Raw genomic sequence first — 16,251 nt, 5'->3', positions numbered from 1 at the left:
GGCGTACAGGGGCTGCCGCGGAGCGCGAGGGCCCCGAGGCGGCGGGGCGCGGGGCGACGGGAGCGGGGGACGCAGCGGCCGTCCGGGCCGGGGCCGCCGCCTTCCGGGCCTTCGTCTGCGCGGAGGCGATCGACCGGCCTTCGGCCTCGACCTGTTCGGCGAGCGCGGCGCGGTCCTCGGCGGAGAGCTCCTCGGGGTCCAGGAGCATCTGCACGAAGCCGCGGATCCGTGCCATGCCCTCGACCACCCGCAGCCCTCCGGAGGACTCCTCCGCGGGCAGCTCCCCGAAGGCGATGCGGCGGATCCCGGGGGCCGTCAGGATCGCGATCGGGTCCTCCTCGGTCCCCGCGACCTGCCGGTGGCCCTGCTGATCGTGGACGGCGAGCGGGGAGGTGCCCTTGACCACGAGGCTCGTCTCCTCCCCTGCGGCCAGCCCGAGGAGCAGGGAGGGGATCGCCGCGGGGTCCTCGAGCCCGGCGGCCCCGGCGAGCGATGGCAGGACCTCCTGCGCCGCGGGCGGGTCCGCGAGCAGATCCCAGACCGCGTCGAGCAGCTGCTTCGAGGCGCCGGGGACGAGGACGGCCCAGCCCGCACGGCGCACCACGAGCGTGGCCGGGCCGGGCTTGAACCAGATCCCGCGCCCCAGCAGAGCCGCGGCCTCGCTCACGAGCTCGCGTCCCCGGGGATGGACCGGGGCAGGGTGTCCTCGTCGATGTCGACGAGACCGCCGTCATGGGTGCGCGCGGTCGGGCCGGTCGCGTCCCCCGGAGGGTCCCCGACCTCGAGGGCCTCGGCGAGGACGACGGTGACGTTGTCATGCCCTCCGGCGTCGAGCGCGAGCTCGACCAGCGTGTCGCAGGCCTGCTGGACCGGGTCTCCGCTGCGCAGCACGCGTTCGATCGTGGCGTCGTCGACCTCGCCCGACAGGCCGTCGGAGCAGATCAGCATCCGATCGCCGGGCTCCGCCGGGATCAGCCAGTAGTCGGGCTCGGAGTCCGGCCCCCCGCCGAGAGCCCGGGTGACCATATGGCGATGCGGGTGGCGCAGCGCCTCCTCGGCGGTGATGTCGCCCCGGTCCATGAGCTCCTGCACCACCGAGTGGTCGACGCTGACCTGCTCGAAGATCTCGTCGGACAGCCGGTAGACGCGGGAGTCGCCGAGGTTCATCACGACCCAGTACCCGGTCCCGTCGATGACCATCGTCGCGACCAGGGCGACGGTCGTCCCCGCGGAGAGCAGACCGGAGCCGCCGACCTCGGCGATCCGCCTCCCGGCCGCCCGCAGGGTGTCGCCCAGCTGATCGATTGTCACGGTGTCCTGCAGCGTGAGCTTCTCGAACTCCTCGACAGCGATCGCGCTCGCGACCTCTCCCGCGTTGTGCCCGCCCATGCCGTCGGCGACCATGTAGATGGGGGCGGCCTCGAGATAGGAGTCCTCGTTGGTGGCGCGGACCCGGCCCACATGCGTGCGCGCGCCCGCTGCGACGCGGATCGCGCCGAGCGGGACGGGCTCCGCGGGAGGCTCCTGCGTCACTGATCCCTCTCCACGGTGAGGATGCGGTCGCCGATCGCGATCTGGGACCCGGCGGGCAGGACCGTCGCGACCTCCGGGTCCAGGCCCTCGCGCCGCCCGTCGGGCAGGACGATGGCGGACCCGTTGGTGGAGCCGAGATCGGTGACGAGGACCTGCTCGCCGGTGCCGTCCACCCGCAGGTGCGTCTTGGACACCGAACGGGTGTCGTCCTTGACGATGAACGGCTTCTCGGCCCCCTCGGCGCTGGGGTTGCGGCCCACGACGATGACGCGGTCGCTCGTGAGCTCGATCCCGTCGTCCATGGTCAGACGGGTGCGACGCAGCACCGGCACGGGCGGGATGGCGGACAGCCGGGTCGCCTCGAGGTCCGCCTCGATCTCCGAGGAGGCGGCCGGTGCCGGGCTCGCGTCCGGCGGTGCGCCACAGGGGGAGGTCTCCTCCGCGACGGGCGAGACGGCGGGCTCGGCCGCGGCGGCGGTGTCGGCCTCGGGCGCGGGCCAGGGCTGGGAGGCCGGGGCGGGCGCCGGCTGCTCGGGCGCCGGAGCCCATGCCGGAGCGGCAGGCGCCGGAGCGGGCTGCTCGGGGGCTGCGTTCCAGGCATCCGTCGCCGGCTGCTCGGGAACGGGCTGCTGCGAGGCGGAGGGCTCCCACGACGGCTGCAGGGGCTCCGCCGGGGCGACGGGCGCGGGCGCCGCCCACGCATTCTGCGTGGGCGGGCTGAACGCGGGCGGGGCGCTGAACGGCTCCGCCTGCGGGGCGGAGGACACCGGCGGCGCGCTCGGCTCCGCCTGCGGAGGCGCAGAGGGCTCCGATGCCGGAGCCGGAGCCCAGGGGTCGGCGGCGGGGGCCGCGGCGCCCCAGGCGGGGGCTGCCGGAGCGGACGACGCCGAGGGCACCCCGGCGATGGGGGCGGCACCGGCCGGATCCGCCGAGGCGGCGCTGGTCCAGGCCGCTCCGGGCGTGCTCATGAGGTTCTCGTGCGCGCTCACGGCGACCGGGCCGCTGGGCTGGTAGTGCTCGGTCCCCGGACGACGGAAGTCGTCGGCACGCTCCTGGAACGGGTCGCGGCCCGCCTTCACGTCGACGACGACGCTGTCGACCGCGCGATCATGGAAGCCGCGCAGAAGCTTGCGGGGGTCCAGGAAGATCGACAGGGCCATGACCAGGGAGATGATCCCGAAGACGACGGCGCGGCCCAGGGCGCGTAGGAAGCCGATCGGCCCGCCGGTGCTCAGACGCACCGTCCGCAGTCCCATCATGAGCTTGCCCGGGGTGAAGCCCTTCGAGCCGTGCAGCCACAGCAGCACGATCGCGTAGGCGACCGGGAGGGCGGCTCCCACGCCGATGAGCACGAGCGACAGCGTCGTGGCCTGCCCCTGGACGGCGAGGATGCTGATCCCGATGGTCCACGGGACCATCAGGATCGATGAGATGATCCCGTCGACGATCGCGGCGACGAGCCGCTTGCCGGGCGTGGACGGCGCGCAGCCGTCCAGCGGGGCCTCGAGCACACCGATCCCGGCGGCGGGCTGCGCCGAGGCGATCGCGGGGGCCGATGCGGGGCCGTGCACGGGCGTGTTGCCTTGTTCGTCCATTGCTCGATCGTACTGTTCTCGCGGCCGCAGCGTCGTGCTGCCGGGGCCGCGGGTCGGGGCCGGGTGACTGCCGAGGAGCTCGATGCCCTGGTCATCGGGAGATTCCGAGGCGGACGGGAGGTCGGATCTCGCCCTTCGGGAGCGCGCCGGCTGGGCCCAGGCGCCCGGGGTCCGGGTCCCGTGCCGCTCGTAGGGCGAGGGTTCGTAGCGGGTGCCGCACTCCCCGCAGATCGCCGCGCCGGGCTGCAGCAGGGCCGCGCAGCTCTCGCAGTACCGGGTGCTGGATGCGGTCATCGGTCCTCCTCGGATCGGTGTCGTCGGGCCGACCGGGCCCGTGCCGGGTCCCGGGTCTCCCGTGCCAGGGCACGTCGCCGGCGGAAGGACCGCAGCGAGAAGCGGGCACGCAGACGACGGTGCCAGGGGACGGCCAGCAGCAGCGCGCGTCGTGACTGCGCCGTCTGGTCCCAGTACTCCTGGACGGCGTCGTCGGACAGGTCCTCCGGGCCGAACACCCCGCGGTCCGCCCGCTCGGCGAGAGCCGTGAAACCGGCCTCCGGCAGCTCGGCGTCGACGGCGGCGGCGAGCTCGCGCCGGGTGGCGCGCGCGTCGGGGACCCGGCCCAGATCCGTGCGCAGGTCCAGCAGCTCCTGCCAGGCTCCGTCGATCCGCTGGGCGGGCCCGCCCCGCAGCCTCCGGTGGGTCCGCCGCCGGCTCTTCGCGAGGGCGATCGCGCCGAGCGCGAGGGCGAGCAGCAGCAGCGGGGAGGCGCCGGCCGCCGCGTAGACGACCCAGACGGAGGCTCCGGGGTCCTCCTCGGGCGGATCCGGATTGTCCTCGCTGGTCGCGCCCGGCGGAAGGCTGGGCGGTTCGGCGGGCGGCGGTGGAGGCTGGGCCACCTGCGGCTGCGGCTTCTCGACCTTCTTCTTCTCCGGCTGCGTCGGGGTCTGATCGTCCTCGGGAGTCGGGTCGAAGCGGACCCAGCCGATGCCCTCGAAGTGCACCTCGACCCAGGCGGTGACATCGTTCCCGGTCACCGTCGCGGCGTCCTGGGTCCCCTCCGGCACGCGGAAGCCGACGACGACGCGGGCCGGGATGCCGACGGAGCGGGCGAGCAGCGCGGTCAGCGCCGCGTACTGCTCCTGGTCGCCGATACGGCCCTGCGGGATCTCGTCGACCCGTTCCCTGTCGAAGCTGTTGGTGGTCGTGAGCATCGCCGAGAGCCGGGCGATGCCGTGACCGGAGCGCGAGAGAGCCTCGTCCTCGTCGATGCCGTGCGAGAAGGAGCCCGTCGAGCGGATGGTGGAGGTCAGGTTCTCCATCTTCGCGTAGTCGTCGGGCGCGTCGCCGATCGCGTCCTTCGCGACCTGCTCGACCTCGGCGGGCAGTCCCTCGACCGGGGGCAGCGCCTCGTCGGAGAAGCGCCAGCTGCGCTGATCCTCGGGGTCGTGGACGGGATCGGGCTCGTAGCTCAGCACGTAGCTGTCGCCATCGCGGAGCCCCGCGGCATCGACCGCGGTCTGCGAGGCGCCGTTGAGGTACAGGCTGCTGCGGAGAGTGCCGTCCGTCGGGGCGAGCTCGTCCACGCGGTTCGTGCGCGCGCCGAAGGTCGGCAGCCACACCCCCTCGTACGCGCCCACCGTGATCGTCGCCGTGCGGGCCTGCGGGCTCGCCTTGTGCAGGTCCACCCCGGTCGCGGTGCGCAGGAAGGCGCCCGAGGGGCTGCTCGCGTCCTCGCCGCCGGCGACCGAGAAGCTCTGCAGATCGTAGGAGTCCAGGGTCGCCAGGCGCATCCAGTCCCCGCCCTCGGCGCCGGTGACCGTGAACAGGGTCGTCTCCCGCTGGTCCTTGAGATAGCCGCGGAACTCGTTCAGCGGGGAGACCTCGCGGGACGGGTCGAAGGGCGGGACCATGCTGTCGCGCAGCGCCGTCCGCGCGCTTCCGGCGGGCGGGTCCAGCAGGACCTGGGCGCCGAGGGTGCCGCCGCAGGCGAGGGCGAGGATCAGCGCCCCGCCGAGCACCCGGCGGCGCAGCACCGGATTGCTCCAGGAGCCGGGGCGCGCGGAATCGGAGATGATCGTGGAGCGGGCGCTCGCGATGCGGGCGCTCTCGAAGCGCCAGGTCAGCCAGGCCAGCGACAGCACCGCGAACAGGATCCCGCGGGTCATCGGCCACACCGGCTCCGCGGTGCCGAACACGATGCTCACCAGCAGCATGACGAAGGGTACGGTCCAGGCGGCAACGTAGTGCGCGGTGCGCAGGACGAGGCTCATGCCCAGCACGCCGAGCAGCAGCATGCTCATCCATGCCACCCCCAGCACTCCGTCGGCCGCGCCCACGGGGGCGGCGACGGTGAGCATCGACTTCCAGGCGGTCACCGGCATCACCAGCAGCTCGCGCAGCGAGCCGAGGGAGGGCACGACGTGCCACAGGGCGGCGTCCGGGGCCGCGAAGGCCGAGCCGAGCAGGAGGTGCGCGCCGATGCTCGCCCCGGTGATCGGCAGGATGCCCCAGCGCCATCGGGCTCCGGCGAGCGCGATGAGCGTCCCGACGAGCAGGCCCGTCGCCCCCGTCACCAGGAACTGGATGCCGCCGTAGGCGGCCTGCAGGCCCAGCAGGGAAAGCAGGAGGAGCGCGGCGAGCACGGCCACGTCGAGGGCGCGGGGCAGCGCACCGCGGCGCGCGGAGAAGGCGTCGTGCTCGCTCATGCGGCCACCGCCCGCAGCGCTCTCGGCAGATCGTCGAGGGAGCCGAGGGTCACCAGCTCGAGTCCGCCGATCGCGGAGCGCCGCACCTCGGCGCCGTCGACGCAGCGGATCGCGATCGCGAGGACTCCGGCAGGCAGGCGGGTCGCGGCGCGGTTGAGGTCGCCGGGGCTGGTCTCCGAGCCGACGACGAGCATGACCGCGGAGGCGTTGGGGGCGAGATCCGCGGCCTTCTGCCCCAGATCGTGGAGACGCGCCCTGCCCGGGACCCGGTCGATGACGGTGTAGTCGTCCATCATCTGGCGGAGTCCGGCGGTGCGCTGCCGCGCCTCGGGGGTGATCGCGGTCAGCTCCTTCTCCTCCCGGATGGTCTGCGCGGCGATCGAGGCGGCCGCGGAGACGGCGAGCTCGAACTCGTCCTCCCCCGCGTAGTCGTCGCGGCGCGTGCCCAGGGCGACGACGACGTGCGAGCGCCGGGTCTCCTCGAACTGGCGGACCATGAGCCGGCCGGTCCGAGCGGTCGTGCGCCAGTGCACGTGGCGCCGGTCGTCGCCGGGGGTGTAGTCGCGCAGCGCGTGGAAGGCGATGTCGGAGCTCGACAGGTCCGAGGACGGCGTCCCCTCGAGGTCCCGCAGGAAGCCGCTGGCCGACTCGTCCAGGCGCACGGTGCGCGGGTGCACGTACAGCTCCTGGGCCTTCGCCCATGTGACCTGGCGGCGCATGAGCGAGAGCGGATCGTCGCGGACGGAGCGGACGGGGCCGACCACGAGCACGGCTCGGCGCACGGTCGGCACGGCGAACAGCTCCTCGTGCGAGGCCTCGGGGGCGAGGCGGGGGACGAGGAACTGGGCGCTCGCCCGACCGACGGCGAGCTCGATGCGGGAGGGCAGGATCAGCCGCTGGCTGGGATTGGCGACCTGCACCCGCCCGACGGCACGGGTCCCGACCACGACGCGGTGCGACTGCAGGTCGAGGGTCACGGCATACTGGGCGCGGCCCAGCACGAAGAGGGCCGCGATCAGCAGCGGGATCGTGAGTACGAGCGCGAGGGCGTTCAGCTCGGTGAGGTGGGCGAGCGAGCCCGCGGTCCAGCACAGAGCGGCCGCGCCGAGGACGGCCCAGCCGATCGGCGAGATGACCCCGAGCACCGGCGCGAGCCTGTCGCGCACCGCGGAGAGCAGGCCGCTCATGCGCTCTGCTGCCGTGCCTGGGGCGGTGCCACCTCGCTCAGGATCCTCGTCATGACGGTGCGCGCGGTGGCACCGGCGAACTCCGCCTCCGGGTCCAGGACGAAGCGGTGCAGCCACACGGGTCCCACGAGCTCCTTGATGTCGTCCGGGATGACGTAGTGGCGGCCGTGGACGGCGGCCCACACCTTCACGGCGCGCATGAGCGCGAGGGCGCCGCGGATCGAGACCCCTACCCGCACCTCGGGGGCCAGGCGCGTCTCCTCCATGAGGCGCGAGACGTACTCGAGGACCGCGGGATCGACGTGGACGCTCGAGGCGAGCTCGGACATGTCGCTCACGGCCTGCAGGGAGATGCGCGGGACCAGGGCGCGGCTGCGGTCGCGGATCTCGGAGCCCTGCAGGATCTGCACGCTCGTGGCGTGGTCCGGGTAGCCCAGCGACGTCTTCATGAGGAAGCGGTCCAGCTGCGCCTCCGGCAGGCGGTAGGTGCCGGCCTGCTCGATCGGGTTCTGGGTCGCGATCACCATGAACGGGTTCCCGACCTCGTGGGTGACCCCGTCGACGGTGACCCGCCCTTCCTCCATCACCTCGAGCATCGCGGACTGCGTCTTCGGGGAGGCGCGGTTGATCTCGTCGGCCAGGACGATGTTCGCGAACACGGGGCCCCGATGGAACTCGAAGCTCTTCGAGCTCTGGTCGTAGATCGTCACGCCGGTGACGTCGGAGGGCAGCAGGTCAGGGGTGAACTGGATGCGCGTGCTCGTGCCCTGCACCGTCGCGGCGAGCGAGCGGGCGAGCGAGGTCTTCCCCGTGCCCGGGGCGTCCTCGAGGAGCACGTGCCCGGGGGCGAGCATCGAGGTCAGCACGAGGCGCACGATGTCGTTCTTCCCCATCACCGCCTGTCCGACGCTCTGGACGAGCTTGTCGAACGTGTCGGCGAACCAGCGGGCCTGTTCAGGAGTCATGGTCACGGCGGTGGAGTTCCTTCGGGGAGGGGCGGGGAGGGTGGAGAGGGACGGGGTCGGGGACCGGTCGGGTCGTCACCAGTGCTTGTCCGGGTGAGGGAAGTTCCCGATCACCTGGCCGTCGACGATGACATCGACGTTCGACATCGGCTCGCCGTAGTACAGGTAGTCGTTGTAGCCCCCGTGGATGGACCAGGTCCCGTCCGAGTTGGGCTTCATCTCGAGGTAGTCCTTGCCGGTCTGCCGCGGGAAGCTCCAGAGACCGTTGCGTCCGGGCGTGGCGTCCTTCATCTCGAGCTGGAGCTTGTAGGTCTTGTCCGGGTCGAGGCCGGAGAACGTCAGATCGAACTTGACGCAGTACCCGCCCTCGCAGTACGGGGGCAGGGGTTCCCGGGCGACGACCACGAACTCGCCGAACGTCGGGTTCGGGGCGGTGTAGGTCGCGGCCGTGGTCGAGCCGTCGACGACGCTGCTCACCTTGTCCTTGGTGTTCCAGGCGCGGGCTTCGAAGGCGACCTTCGTGCCGGACGGGACCGTCTTCTCCACGGTGCCGCTGTAGGTCGTCCAGCTGCCGCCGTCGATGCGGTACTCGAGGCGGTCGATGCCCCCGGCTCCGCCGTCGCCGTTGGCGGTGACGGAGAACGAGACCTTGCAGGAGCGGCTACCGGTGCACCTGGTGGTCGAGGACCTCACGGTGGGCTTGTCGGGCGTCGTGAACGGGGTCACGGAGTTCGAGGCCTTGGACAGATCGCTCGTGCCGCCGTTGGAGTTGAACCGGTTCCGTGCCGTGACCTGGAAGGTGTACGCCGTGCCGTTGCTGAGGCCGGAGAAGGTCACCGAGGTCCGGCCTCCGGTCACGACCTTCTCCTCGCCCCTGTTCGAGGTGACGACGTAGTCCTGGACAGCGGTGCCGTTGCCGTCCGAGGCCTTCCAGCTGACCGTCACGGTTCCGTCGGGGCCCTCGGCGGCGTCGGTCTTCATCGAGGCCGTGACATCGGTGGGCTGGCTGGGCTTGGCCCAGGCGGTGACGGTGTTCGACGCCGCCGAGCCGTCCTTCCCGGTGCCGACGGAGTTCACGCCCCGGTAGGTGAAGGAGTACTCGGCGTCCGGGTCCATGTCCTCGAAGGTCACGCTGCGCGCATCGGCGCCGCGGACCGTCCTCGTCGTGCCGTCGGAGGCGGTGACGACGTAGCCGGTGACCGGCTCCCCGTTCGCCTCCGCCGTGCTCATGCCGGGCCAGGTCACGGTGATCCGACCGCTGCCCACCCGCTCGGCCTTCGGGGTGCCGGCAGGCTTCGCGGGCAGGCCCGCGGGGTGCTCGGCCCGGGACCAGTCGGAGTAGTCGGAGGCGTCCTGGGCTGCGTTGTGCGCGCGCACGCGGAACACGTAGTCGGTGCCGTTGTCGAGGTCTCCCCAGGTGACCGAGGTCTGGCCGGCGGGGATCTCGGTGCGGTCCACGGGAGCCCCGCCCGCGGTCATGAGCTGCAGGTCGTAGGTCTGGATCGCGGAGCCGCGGTTGACCGGAGCGTTCCAGGAGACCGTCAGCTCGCCGTCGCCGCGCACCGCTCTCGGCGCAGAGGGCTTCTCCGGGCGGACATCGGGGCGCCCAGGAGCAGAGGCGGAGGAGGGCTCGGAGGCGCCGACCCTGTTCGTGGCCGTCACCTGGAAGGTGTACTCGGTGTCGTTGCGGAGGTTCTCGACCGTGCAGATCGTGCTCGTGCACTGCTGCGTGCGCCCGTCCGGGCTGCTCGTGACGGTGTAGCCGGTGATGGGGGCGCCGTTGTCGGCGCCGGGCTGGAACTCGAGCTTGACGAGGCCGTCGCCGGTCTCGAGGATCCGCGGGACCGACGGGGCATCGGGAGCGCCGATCACCGTCACCGTCGCCGTGCCCTGGACCTCGCGGTCCACATCGCCGGTCTCGTCTGCGACGGTGTAGTACAGGGTCGCCACCCCGGAGAAGTCAGGATCGGCGGAGACGGTCAGGGAGGTCTCCCCCGGAGTCACCGTGACCTGGGGCGTGCTGCTGCCCGTGCCCTTGATCGTCCGCTTCCCGCCCGGGAAGGGGTTGGAGTCGTTGGCCAGGACGTCGAGGCGGCTGCTGGTGCCCGCATCCATCTCGAGCGCGTCGTCGACCGCCGTGATGAGCGGTTTCTGCGACCCGGTCACGGAGAGCTGGAACGTGGCCCGCACCGGCGGATTCGCCCCGTCGCTGACGGTCACGCCCACCTCGGCGACCGTACCCTTCTCGACCCCGGAGGCCGCCTGCGCGGTGAGCGTGCTCCCGTCCAGGTCGACCTCGAGACCCTCTGGGAGGGAGCTGCCCGGATCGAGCGCGAAGACGAGGTCCCCGCCCTCGGGATCCTCCGCGAGCCCGGAGAGGTCCAGAGGCGCCGCTGCGGCACCCTGCTCGACCCGCAGCAGCGAGCCCTGGAAGGCCGGAGGACGGTTCACGTCATCAGGCCGCACGGTCACCGGGATGGACAGGGTCGCGGTGGCGGCGGTCTCGTCGCCCACGGCGCCGTCCGTCACCGGCACGGTGATCGTGTCCGAGCCGGAGAACCCCTCCTGCGGGCGATACACGAGGGTCGCAGGGTCCACGACCATCTCGGAGCCGTCGGAGCGGTTCGCGCTGACCCCCTCCGGGTCGGCGATGCTCACGGTCCCCGCCCCCGGACGCACCCGTACGGTTTCGGGGTCGTCGAGGGGAATGGTGAGCTCACCGCCGAAGTCGACCTCCAGCGGCCCGCCGACCCAGATCGGCGCCTGCTTGGCCGTCCCGGGCACCCAGATGTACCCGGCGGCCTCGAGGCCGTCGACGTCGGTGACCGTGTAGCGGATCCGCTGCTGCTCCTCCTGCGGCGTGACGCGCACGTGTCCCTGCTCGTCGGCGCTCACGCCCTCCGGAGGATCGATGAGGGCGACGGCGAGCTCGTCGACGGAGCCGTCGGGGTCGGAGTCGTTGGCGAGCACGTCGACTTCCACGGCCTTCGCCTCGGCGTCCATGACGTCCGCGGCGGGCACGAAGTCGTCGACGGCCACGGGTGCACGCTCGGGGGCGTCGGGGTCGACGGTGACGGTGATCGCCGCCGGTGTCGTGGTGTTCCCGTCGGAGGCCGCATAGGTCATGACGTAGGTGCCGGGCTCGGCAGGGGTCGTGACGGTCACGAACGGGGACGACTCCCCCGGCGGCGGGGCGAGGTGCTCGAGCTGCGCCTCGGATGCCTCGGTCTCGGCCGCCGCGACCTGCGAGCGGTCGATCGACAGCGGGGCGCCCTCGGGGTCGGAGTCGTTGTCCAGCACCGGGATCTGCACGATCCGATCGGGCTTCACCTCGATGGCGTCCGGCACCGCGGAGGGAGGCAGGTTCATCGCCGCCGGCTTCGCGATGCCGACGGAGATCTCGCCCGTGCCGACGGCGCCCTGACGGTCCATGACCTGATAGCGGAACGTGTCCGTGCCGGTCGCGCCCTCGTCCGGGGTGTAGACGAGGGAGGAGCCGGTGATCTCGGTGATCGTGCCCCGCTGGGGGGTGGGGCTGGAGATGCCCATGAGGAGCACCGAGTCGCCCTCGTCGTCCACGCCGCTGGTGGGGATGGGGATCCGCACGGGGGTCCCGGAGACGGTGCGCGCCTCGAGGTTCGGCGGCTTCGGAGGCTCGTTGCCCGCATCGGCCGGGACGATCCGCAGGGTCGCGGTGGCCGAGTCCTGGCGGCCCGTCTCGTCCGTGACGGTGTAGTCGACGCTCACGCTGCCGTCACCGTCGGCGGCGGCGGTGAAGCGCACCTCGTCGTCGACGATCTCGAAGGTGCCGGGCGTCCCGGCATCGGAGGCGGAGAGGGAGGTGACGTGCAGCTCGGAGCCCGTCGGGGAGGAGTCGTTGGACAGCACGTCCAGGGAGGCGACGTCCCCGGCCCGGACGACGCCCGTGTCGGGAACGGCGGTCGGGATCGCGAACTGCGTCTCGCTCTTGACGACCATCGTGCGGACGGTTCCCTGGGAGCTGTCGGCGGCGTTGGCGACCTCGTAGCTGACCGCGATCGGCTCTCCGCCGGCCGCGGCTCCCGGCTCGGCCTCGATGCGCAGCAGATGGTGGTCGACGATCGTCGCGCTGATCCCGCTCTTCTCGGGGACGGTGACGGAGTTCAGGACGAGGACGCCCCCGGAGGGATCCACGTCGTTCTGCAGGGGGTCCACGAGCGTCGAACGTCCAGCGGTGACCATGGCCATGTCGTCGACCGCGACCGGCTTCAGGGCCTCCTCGCTGGGCTGGACGACGTCGACGCGGATGAGGCTGCTGGCGCTCTTCGCCCCTGCGACGACGGAGTAGCCGAGGTAGTAGGTTCCCTCCTCCGCTCCCTCCAGGGTGACGGTGCCGGAGTGCTCGTCGAGCGTCGCCTCGATCCCTGCGGGATCGCTCTCGGTGATGCTCAGCAGCTCGAGCTCGCGTCCGCCCGGGTTGATGTCGTTGGCCAGGGGTTTCACGGTGACGGAGCGGTTCGCGGCCACCTGCACGTGGTCGGGGTTCACCAGCGGCGCGAGGTCCCCGTCCTCGACGGCGTCGACGGTGAGGACGGCCTCGCCGGCGAGGCCGTGCTCGTCGATGACGGTGAGGCGGACCTCCTTCTCCCCGGGGCTCTTGCCGGAGTCGTGGAAGGTGAGGTGGCCGTCGGCGGTGAAGGAGACGGTGTCGTCGGGGGCGACGGCGGCATTGGCCAGGTAGAAGGCGTCCCCCTCGGGATCCTGCATATAGGGCAGGACGTTCAGCGACACCGAGCGTCCCGAGGCGACCTCGATCTTCAGGGCATCGGAGGCCTCATCCGCGAGCCGGGGCGCGCTGTTGGTCGCGGCGTCGACGACGGTGAGGTCGACGGTCGCGGCGGCGGTGCCGTCCTTCCGACCGTCCGAGGCCTCGTACGTGAACGAGGCGGTGCCGCTCGCGTCCTCGGCGACCTCGATCTGCAGCTGGGTGCCGCCCTCGATGACGCTCACCGTTCCGATGCCGGGCTGGTCCCCGGTCACGCGGGCGGTCAGCAGGTCGCCGTCCGGATCGGTGTCGTTGCGCAGGACGGGCAGGACCACGTTCTGTCCGGGACGCACGCCGAAGGAGTCCCCGGTCGCGACCGGAGGATGGTTCTCCTCCGTCCGCTCGGGGTTGATGTTGGAGATCTTGGAGGTCTGGGACTCCTCCTCTTCCTCCACCTCCTGCTTGTCGGTCTCGATGTCGCGGATGTTGGTCCACTCGTCGACGAGGATCATGTCGTCCTGGATCCTCCAGGACTCCCCCCACCGTCGATCGTTGAGGATCACGAGATCGTGATTGACGCGCAGCTGCAGCTCGCCGTCGGCATGGGCTCCGTCGATCGGGGCCGATCGCGGGTCCGCCTCCCCCTCGCAGGCCCGCAGGTATCGGTTCGCCGAGTTCCACGCCGCGTAGGCGCAGCCGGCGACCTGCACGGGGGCGACGGGGTCTCCGGTGCCTCCGGCGCTGTGCACCGCCGGGTCTCCTCGTCCGTTCAGGGGCACCTCGACCATGCTCGTCGAGGTGGAGAGCACGACCTGGTCCGCGGCGGAGCCCACCTGCTGCAGCACGGCCGATGCCGGGTCGATCCGATGCGCGTTCAGGTCGACGTCGGTTCCGTCCATGCCCAGGCGCAGGAGGCTGTGGGGGCGGTCGAGGATCACGGGGGTCTGGCCGACCACCGTCATGGCGACCTCGCCCTCGCCGGTGCTGAGCCCGGACAGCGTGGCCGTCTCGTCGCTGCTGGTGCGGGTGGGCTCGTCCGATCGCGGGAACCTCGTCAGCTCGGTTCCCGCGAGGACGAACACCGTGCCGTCGCTGCCGACGGCCACCGTCGGGGCGGTATTCGCCGTGTACGTGGGTGGGAGGACCTCTGCGTTGAAAGCCGCCGCCTGGTCCAGGTTCATGATCCAGACCTCGCCGGTGGGGGCGGAGACCACCACCCGGTCTCCTCCCAGCTGGACCTGAGCGCCGACGGGGAGCGGGACCAGCGGCAGCGTGGACTGTCCGGCGGTGTTGACGGGCTGGTAGCCGCGGGCACTGGTCACCAGCACGTTGTATCCCGACTGCAGGACGTCGACGTCGTCGCCGGGGGTGGACAGGAAGGCGTCGGGCTCGCCGGCGTCGACGTTGATGCGGGCGATGAGGCCGTCGGTCCGATTCGTGACCCAGACGCCGCCGTCGTTGACCTCGACCTCCGGGGCGATCTGGCCGTCGTAGGCCAGGGCGAAACCGGTGATCAGGAGCGCCGCGACGGAGATGACCGCCGCGGAGACGGCGCTCACGCGGCGACGGCGGCGCCTTGCTCCTGAGGTGGCGGACATGCGGATGCTCCCGGTTCGGCGGATCGGTCGACGGCTCCCGGAACCGGGCGTTCATGGAGCGCGGCGTGCCGCGGACGGGTGAGGCCGCGTGCACCGTCCCAGCTCGATGCCCGGTCCCGTCTGCACAACGCCCACCACAGTACTAGGCGGTCACATCGATGGGTATACCTCGATCATCACGGCGCTGGCCACCTGCACTGTTGCAGGCCGATGTGAGCGATACGGCAGCGTGCTCATCGTCCGTGAGCTCTGCCCGGAATCCCCCAGGACGTCCGCCCACAAGGGGCGAACGCCGACGCGCCCGCGGCTGCGAGCCGTGGTCGCGGGGCTCAGCGACGACGCTCGACCATCGCGATGGTGAAGGCGTGGAGGGCCTCGCGCACCGGGGAGGGCGGGAGCTCGTCGATGATCGCGATCGCCTCGGAGGAGAGGGTCTGGGCCATCTGCCGGGTCTGCTCGAGCGCGGGGTCCTCGCGGAGCAGCTCGACGAGCTCGGCGAGCGACTCATCGCTGCTCAGGTCGCCGTCGAGTCGGTCCACGATCGCGCGGGTGCGGGCATCGGGATGCTCGGCGTGGCGGCGCCGGACGAGGAGCGTGGGCAGGGTCGGGACTCCCTCGCGCAGGTCCGTCCCGGGAGTCTTCCCGCTGGTGCCGTCGGTGACGGTGAGGTCGAGGACGTCGTCGGCGAGCTGGAAGGCCACACCGACCTTCTCGCCGTAGCGGGTGAGGATGTCTGCGGCCTGCTCCCCGGCACCGGAGAGCGAGGCTCCGAGCCGACCCGCGACCGCGATGAGGGATGCGGTCTTGTCGGCGAGGACAGAGAGGTAGTGGTCGAAGTGGTCATCCTCCTCCCGCGGGCCCACCGTCTCGTGGAGCTGCCCCAGGCAGAGGCGCTCGAAGGTCTCGGCATGCCAGCGGACGGCATCCTGGCCGAGGGAGGAGCTGAGCGAACTCGCACGGGCGAAGAGGAAGTCGCCGGTCAGGATGGCCACGGAGTTGCCCCATACCTGGTGCGCCGCTTCGGCGCCGCGGCGGGTGACCGCGGAGTCCATGACGTCGTCATGGTAGAGGCTCGCGAGGTGGGTCAGCTCGACGAGGACCGCGGCGTCAAGCACCTGTGGGCGGGAGATGTCGCCGAGGGATGCGGCCAGGAGCACGAGCATGGGCCGGATCCGCTTGCCTCCGGCGTCCATGAGGTATCGGCCGGTCCACTTCACCATGTCGTCGGAGGTGGCGACCGCGTCACGGAGCCGCTGTTCGACCTGGTCGAGGTGGGACGCGACGGAATCCGCCAGCTCCTCGTCGATGTCGGGTACGACCGACAGCGTGGAACGCATGGATCTCCTCTTCTCGGAACAGGCACGGGATGCGCCGCGACCAGGCACGGGATGTGCTGCGGACGTGGACGAGTGCCGCACCGGGCCCAGTCTAGCGAGGAGCGCTCAGGAACGACGGGACCGAGGTCCCCGGCAGTGGCGTACATGACGGGAAGCCCATCCGGGGCGGGTGTGCGCGGGGTGTGGTTCTCCGTCGTGGGTGTCCGTCCCGGGGGCCTGTTCGGGAACCCGCCCGGGTTGTGCCCGGGCCTGGAGGGTGTCCCCCCGGAGAGCTGTGGGGGCGTGACACGCCTACCAAGAAAAGAGGGGGCCCTGAAACAGGGTCCCCCGGTCGTCTTCGTCCGGGACGGGAACGGGCCCTCCGGGACGGGGCCCCCGCGGTCGGAGGGGGTGGTCGTCTTCGCCGGGGGTGGCGGGGGTGTGTCCTGGAATGCAGGAGAGCGGGTGATGCTCCCGGAGGACCTCGACCAACCACCCCGAAAGGGGTGGGCTGGGAGTTCTACTCCAGGAGCGTCACCCGCTCCACCAACCACAAGAATGTCCGGCGGCGTCCTACTCTCCCACACCCTCCCGAGTGCAGTACCATC

The 16,251-nt window shown here is 72.0% G+C and carries 8 protein-coding genes; all 8 read right to left on the bottom strand.

Features of this window, described 5'->3' with window-relative positions; translation table 11 throughout:
* The coding region (locus ACFFF6_RS19435) for a hypothetical protein (RefSeq protein ID WP_376983177.1) at positions 1–667 on the bottom strand (667 nt) is incomplete at its 3' end.
* Complete coding sequence (locus ACFFF6_RS19430) at positions 664–1,533, bottom strand: PP2C family protein-serine/threonine phosphatase (RefSeq protein WP_376983176.1); 870 nt, start codon at positions 1,531–1,533, stop codon at positions 664–666. The genes ACFFF6_RS19430 and ACFFF6_RS19435, both read right to left, overlap by 4 nt.
* Positions 1,530–3,128 carry an RDD family protein gene (locus tag ACFFF6_RS19425; RefSeq protein WP_376983175.1) on the bottom strand — a complete coding sequence of 533 codons (1,599 nt, stop codon included), beginning with the start codon at positions 3,126–3,128 and terminating at the stop codon, positions 1,530–1,532. The genes ACFFF6_RS19430 and ACFFF6_RS19425 overlap by 4 nt, the downstream gene beginning before the upstream one ends.
* A 290-nt stretch (positions 3,129–3,418) precedes the next feature.
* Complete coding sequence (locus ACFFF6_RS19420) at positions 3,419–5,833, bottom strand: transglutaminase TgpA family protein (protein ID WP_376983174.1); 2,415 nt, start codon at positions 5,831–5,833, stop codon at positions 3,419–3,421.
* Positions 5,830–7,020 carry a DUF58 domain-containing protein gene (locus tag ACFFF6_RS19415; protein WP_376983173.1) on the bottom strand — a complete coding sequence of 397 codons (1,191 nt, stop codon included), beginning with the start codon at positions 7,018–7,020 and terminating at the stop codon, positions 5,830–5,832. The genes ACFFF6_RS19420 and ACFFF6_RS19415 overlap by 4 nt, the downstream gene beginning before the upstream one ends.
* Positions 7,017–7,991, bottom strand: a complete 975-nt coding sequence (locus tag ACFFF6_RS19410; RefSeq protein WP_376983172.1) for an AAA family ATPase — start codon at positions 7,989–7,991, stop codon at positions 7,017–7,019. Before ACFFF6_RS19410 ends, ACFFF6_RS19415 begins: the two co-directional genes overlap by 4 nt.
* Positions 7,992–8,060: 69 nt before the next feature.
* Entirely contained in the window at positions 8,061–14,288 is a 6,228-nt protein-coding gene (locus ACFFF6_RS19405) for an Ig-like domain-containing protein (RefSeq protein ID WP_376983171.1), read from the bottom strand.
* Between the two features lie 368 nt (positions 14,289–14,656).
* Complete coding sequence (locus ACFFF6_RS19400; RefSeq protein WP_376983170.1) at positions 14,657–15,664, bottom strand: polyprenyl synthetase family protein; 1,008 nt, start codon at positions 15,662–15,664, stop codon at positions 14,657–14,659.
* Positions 15,665–16,251 lie beyond the last annotated feature (587 nt).

This window comes from Brachybacterium hainanense (genome assembly GCF_042434575.1).
Taxonomy (GTDB): Bacteria; Actinomycetota; Actinomycetes; order Actinomycetales; family Dermabacteraceae; genus Brachybacterium; species Brachybacterium hainanense.
This window is presented reverse-complemented; position numbering and strand designations above follow the sequence as displayed.

What these genes read in the sequence shown, in the direction of transcription:
- ACFFF6_RS19415 (WP_376983173.1), bottom strand. Translation starts at nt 7,020, where the DNA reads ATGAGCGGCCTGCTCTCCGCGGTGCGCGACAGGCTCGCGCCGGTGCTC.
- ACFFF6_RS19420 (WP_376983174.1), bottom strand. Translation starts at nt 5,833, where the DNA reads ATGAGCGAGCACGACGCCTTCTCCGCGCGCCGCGGTGCGCTGCCCCGC.
- ACFFF6_RS19425 (WP_376983175.1), bottom strand. Translation starts at nt 3,128, where the DNA reads ATGGACGAACAAGGCAACACGCCCGTGCACGGCCCCGCATCGGCCCCC.
- ACFFF6_RS19400 (WP_376983170.1), bottom strand. Translation starts at nt 15,664, where the DNA reads ATGCGTTCCACGCTGTCGGTCGTACCCGACATCGACGAGGAGCTGGCG.